Origin of the sequence: Mesorhizobium sp. M2A.F.Ca.ET.037.01.1.1 (genome assembly GCF_003998075.1) — a bacterium.
Lineage (GTDB): Bacteria > Pseudomonadota > Alphaproteobacteria > Rhizobiales > Rhizobiaceae > Mesorhizobium.
The window spans coordinates 1-4,791 of record NZ_RZSA01000499.1; the positions used below are offsets into that span (position 1 = coordinate 1).

Below are 4,791 nucleotides of genomic sequence, written 5' to 3' on the forward strand. Positions count from 1 at the left end.
CTGCAGGACCTCTATGACGCCGCCCGTCTCGTCGAGGGGCTGGACAACATCCATTTCTTCCAGCGCACCTTGGTGCCGCGCGATATTCCCGACCCGCTCGATATGGATTTCAACACGCTCTATGCCTGCGTGATGGGGACATCGAAGCATGTCGGCACCTCGTTCACCGTGCGCGAGAACGTCAAGCCGGCGCTGGAGATGCTCTATACGATCGCCGGCGGCGAAGAAAATTTCCGGGCGCGACCTTTCGTGTCGAACTCGAACTGCTTCGTCGTGCCGCCGATGAAGTTCGCCGAGGACGCCTGCGGCGTGCTCGAAGCCTGCGTCGAGGGCGGTATTCCGATCCTTCTTCTTTCGGCCGGTCAGGCCGGCGCCACAGCGCCCGCCGCGATTGCCGGCGCCGTGGTCCAGGCAGTGGCGGAAGTGCTGATGGGCCTGGTCTATGTCAACGCAATCAAGCCTGGGCATCCGGCGATTTTCGGCACATGGCCGTTCGTCTCCGACCTCAGGACAGGCGCCATGTCCGGCGGCTCGGCCGAGCAGGCGGTGCTGACCGCGGCCTGCGCGCAGATGGCGCAATATTACGACCTGCCCGGCGGCTCGGCCGCCGGCATGTCGGACTCCAAGCTGCCCGACATACAGGCCGGTTACGAGAAGGGCATCACCAATGTGATGGCGGGGCTGTCCGGCCTCAACCTGGTCTATGAGTCGGCCGGCATGCATGCCTCACTGCTCGGCTTCTGCCTCGAAAGCCTGATCATCGACAACGACATGCTGGGACATTGCCTGCGCTGCGTGCGCGGCATCGAGGTGACCGACGATGCGCTGTCGATCGACACCATCGCCGAGGTCTGCCTCAAAGGCCCCGGGCACTATCTCGGCAACGATCAGACATTGAAGCTGATGCAGACCGAGTATTTCTATCCCGCCGTCGGCGACCGTTTCTCGCCCAAGGAATGGAACGAAAAGGGCCGGCCCGACATCCTGTCGCGGGCGATCGCGGAGAAGAAGCGCGTGCTTGCGGAGCGTTTCCCGCGCCATGTCTCGCGCCTGCTCGACGACAAATTGCGCGCCCGCTTCGGCGAGATGATCAAGCTGCCGCGCAGCGGCATGGGCGGCTAGGACACGTTGATATTTAGGTGAGGCCGGCCTGACCGGAATCTCAACGCGTCCTACCCAAATCACTCCGCGCTGAGTCCATAGCGCTCAACCACTTCTGGATTGATCAGCTTGGCGTGCAGCGTCATCAGCACGATCTGAGCGTCGAAACTGTCGCCGGCCTCCAGCGCCGCCTCGATGCGGCGCTCGACCGCCAAGGTCGGCTCCCGGCCGTTGGCCTGCTCGAACACGTCCGGCCCGGCGACGCAATAGCCGCAAAGCTGCGCCACCGAGCTATACGCGTCGGCCGGCGGCTCGTCCGGCCAGCGGTCGTTCATCAGATTGACGATGGTGAGTTTCACGCCTTCGGGAACCAGGGCCGGATGCAGGTCGGCCTTGCGCAACGCCTCATCCAGCTGCCGCAGGTCGCCCGAGCGGCCGAACATGCCGAGGAAGCCCAGGGAAGAACGCCGTCTTGCCACGATAATCTCCCCCCTTCGCGGCCTGCCGAGATCAACCTTATCTGTGTGCTGGGCGTGGCCGAAACAAGGGCACGAAAAAGGACGACTCGCCGGAGGCGAGCCGTCCTCATGATTTAGTCGACAATCAGTGATTGTCGCGCGGCACGCCGCTGGTGTGGGCGACGTCCTGGTACTTTACCGCCGGCTTGAGCACCATGCCGGCCGAGAACTGGTCGACCATGCCGCGCTGGATCTCCTGCCAGGGCGTCTGGTGCTTGGGATAGTGATAGCCGCCATTGGCCTGCAGCGCGGCGCGCCGCTTGGCGATCTCCTCGTCGCTGACGAGAATGTTGGCCGTGCCCTTCTTCAGGTCGATGCGGACGCGGTCGCCGGTCTTGAGCAGGGCGAGGCCGCCGCCGATCGCGGCTTCCGGTGAGGCGTTGAGGATCGACGGCGAACCGGACGTGCCGGACTGGCGGCCGTCACCGATACAGGCCAGTGAATGGATGCCCTTCTTGATCAGGTAGGCTGGCGGCTGCATGTTGACCACCTCGGCGCCGCCCGGATAGCCGACCGGACCGGCGCCGCGCATGAACAGGATCGTGTGCTCGTCGATGCCCTGCGCCGGATCGTCGATGCGGGCGTGGTAGTCCTCCGGCCCGTCGAAGACCATGGCGTTGCCCTCGAAAGCCTCCGGATCGTTGGGATTGGAGAGATAACGCTCACGGAACTCGGGCGAGATGCCGCTCGTCTTCATGATGGCGGAATCGAACAGATTGCCCTTGAGATTGATGAAGCCGGCATTGGCCTTGAGCGGCTGGTCGGCGCTGCGGATGACCTCGTGGTTCTCGTTGACGGCATCCCGGCAATTGTCGCCCATCGACTTGCCGTTGGCGGTGATCGCATCGGGATGCGGCAGGAGCCCCGCCTTCATCAATTCGGCGACGACCGCCGGCACGCCGCCGGCATGGTGATAGTCTTCGCCAAGATATTCGCCGGTCGGCTGCAGGTTGACGAGGAGCGGCACGTTGAGGCCGATCTTCTGCCAGTCGTCATTGTCGAGCGGCACGCCGAGATGGCGGGCGATCGCGTTGAGGTGGATCGGCGCATTGGTGGAGCCGCCGATGGCCGAGTTGACGACAATGGCGTTTTCGAAGGCCTGGCGCGTCATGATGTCGGAGGGCTTCAGGTCCTCATGCACCATGTCGACGATGCGCTTGCCGGTCTCGTAGGCGATCTGGCCGCGCTCGCGATAGGGCGCCGGAATGGCGGCCGAACCGGGGAGCTGCATGCCGAGCGCCTCGGCCAGCGAGTTCATGGTGGTGGCGGTGCCCATGGTGTTGCAATAGCCGGTCGACGGCGCCGAGGAGGCGACGATGTCCATGAACTCGTCATAGTTGATCTCGCCGGCAGACAGGCGCTGGCGTGACTCCCAGACGATGGTGCCGGAGCCGGTGCGCTTGCCCTTGTGCCAGCCATTGAGCATCGGACCGACCGACAGCGCTATCGCCGGAATGTTGACGGTGGCCGCCGCCATCAGCAACGCCGGCGTGGTCTTGTCGCAGCCGATGGTGAGCACGACGCCGTCGAGGGGATAGCCGTAAAGAACCTCGACGAGGCTGAGATAGGCAAGGTTGCGGTCGAGCGCGGCGGTCGGGCGCTTGCCGGTCTCCTGGATCGGATGGCACGGGAACTCGAAGGGGATGCCGCCCATCGAGACGATGCCTTCACGCACGCGCTTGGCAAGCTCGAGGTGGTGGCGGTTGCAGGGCGAAAGATCAGAACCGGTCTGCGCGATGCCGATCAGCGGCTTGCCCGACATCAGCTCGGCGCGGGTCAGGCCATAGTTCAGATAACGCTCGAGATAGAGCGCCGTCATGCCTGGATTGTCGGGGTTGTCGAACCACTCCTGCGAGCGAAATTTCTTCTTCCTGGTGGGGGCGCCTGCCATGGTGGTCTCCGTATTTGTATGACAAATCGATAGGACAACGCGCGAGCGCAAGCAAGAGGTAGACGCAGCCGGGACCCGGACTTTGGTGCGATAGACTTGTTACGGGCCGCGCGCTACGACCAATCGATAACAGCAATCCGGGAGGGGTTTGATGGCTTTGGTGATCGAAGGCGAGGAGCGGATCGCCGCACCCGTCAAAAAAGTGTGGGAAGCCCTCAACGACCCGGAGATCCTGAAAGAAGCCATTCCGGGCTGCCAGAGCCTCGAGAAGAATTCGGACACCGAGATGGCGGCGACCGTGGTGCTGAAGATCGGGCCGATCAAGGCGACCTTCAACGGCGAAGTGACGCTGAAGAACCTCAAGCCACCGCATTCCTACACCATCCAGGGCGAAGGCAAGGGCGGCATTGCCGGTTTCGCCAAGGGCGGCGCCGACGTGACGCTGACCGAGGACGGGCCGGATGCGACGGTGCTCAAATACGCCGCCAAGGCCGAGGTCGGCGGCAAGATCGCGCAGCTCGGCAGCCGGCTGATCCAGTCGACATCGAAGAAGCTCGCGGGGCAGTTCTTCTCGACGTTTGGCGAGAAGGTCGGCGCCTGACCCCTGCCCTGGAGGGCTACTCGAACACGATGCTCGGCACGGCGGCTTCGGCCGCGCCGCGCTCTTCCTGGACCCGATCCCAGACCTTCGAGGCGATGTCGCGATAAATCTTCGCCTCGGCGCCCTCGGGCTTGGAGGCGACCACCGGCGCGCCGGCGTCCGAGCTTTCGCGGATGCCCATTTCCAGAGGCACCTCGCCGAGGAAGGTGACGCCGAGGCGCTCGGCCTCGCGGCGCGCCCCGCCATGGCCGAAAATGTCGTAGCGCTTGCCGGTGTCGGGTGCGAGGAAGTAGCTCATGTTCTCGACGATGCCGAGCAGCGGCACGTCGACCTTCTTGAACATGTTGAGGCCCTTGCGCGCGTCGATCAGCGCCAGGTCCTGCGGAGTGGAGACGATGACGGCGCCGGCAAGCGGCACCTGCTGCGCCATGGTGAGCTGGGCGTCGCCGGTGCCGGGCGGCATGTCGACCACCAGCACGTCGAGCGGACCCCATTCGACCTCGCGCAGCATCTGCGTCAGCGCCGACATCACCATCGGGCCGCGCCAGATCATCGGCGTCTCCTCATCGACGAGGAAGCCCATCGACATGACCTTCAGCCCATAATTCTGCATCGGCTTCAGGATCTTGCCGTCGACCGTCTGCGGCCGGCCATGGATGTTGAGCAGCCTGGGCATAGAC

Annotated in this window: 5 protein-coding genes; 2 read left to right on the forward strand and 3 right to left on the reverse strand. The window is 64.3% G+C overall.

From position 1 onward, the window contains the following. Positions 1–1,122: trimethylamine methyltransferase family protein (locus EOA27_RS22445; protein WP_127257219.1), on the forward strand; the 1,122-nt coding region annotated here is incomplete at its 5' end. Positions 1,123–1,181: 59 nt separating this feature from the next. On the opposite strand, the gene EOA27_RS22450 is transcribed toward EOA27_RS22445, so the two are convergent. Then, the gene (locus EOA27_RS22450; protein ID WP_126079692.1) at positions 1,182–1,580 is read right to left on the reverse strand and encodes a hypothetical protein; all 399 of its coding nucleotides are present in this window, start codon (positions 1,578–1,580) and stop codon (positions 1,182–1,184) included. Positions 1,581–1,704: 124 nt separating this feature from the next. After that, entirely contained in the window at positions 1,705–3,510 is a 1,806-nt protein-coding gene (locus EOA27_RS22455; RefSeq protein ID WP_126079693.1) for an IlvD/Edd family dehydratase, read from the reverse strand. A gap of 151 nt (positions 3,511–3,661) precedes the next feature. On the opposite strand from EOA27_RS22455, the gene EOA27_RS22460 reads away from it, so the two are divergent. Then, a complete protein-coding gene (locus EOA27_RS22460) occupies positions 3,662–4,111 on the forward strand; it encodes a carbon monoxide dehydrogenase subunit G (protein ID WP_042647051.1) in 450 nt (149 codons plus the stop codon). A gap of 16 nt (positions 4,112–4,127) precedes the next feature. On the opposite strand, the gene EOA27_RS22465 is transcribed toward EOA27_RS22460, so the two are convergent. Then, positions 4,128–4,791, reverse strand: a 664-nt coding sequence (locus tag EOA27_RS22465) for an Mrp/NBP35 family ATP-binding protein (RefSeq protein WP_145970471.1), incomplete at its 5' end; no start/stop codon positions are given.

Coding starts and splice junctions, on each gene's coding strand:
- EOA27_RS22460 (WP_042647051.1), top strand. CDS start 3,662: ATGGCTTTGGTGATCGAAGGCGAGGAGCGGATCGCCGCACCCGTCAAA.
- EOA27_RS22455 (WP_126079693.1), bottom strand. CDS start 3,510: ATGGCAGGCGCCCCCACCAGGAAGAAGAAATTTCGCTCGCAGGAGTGG.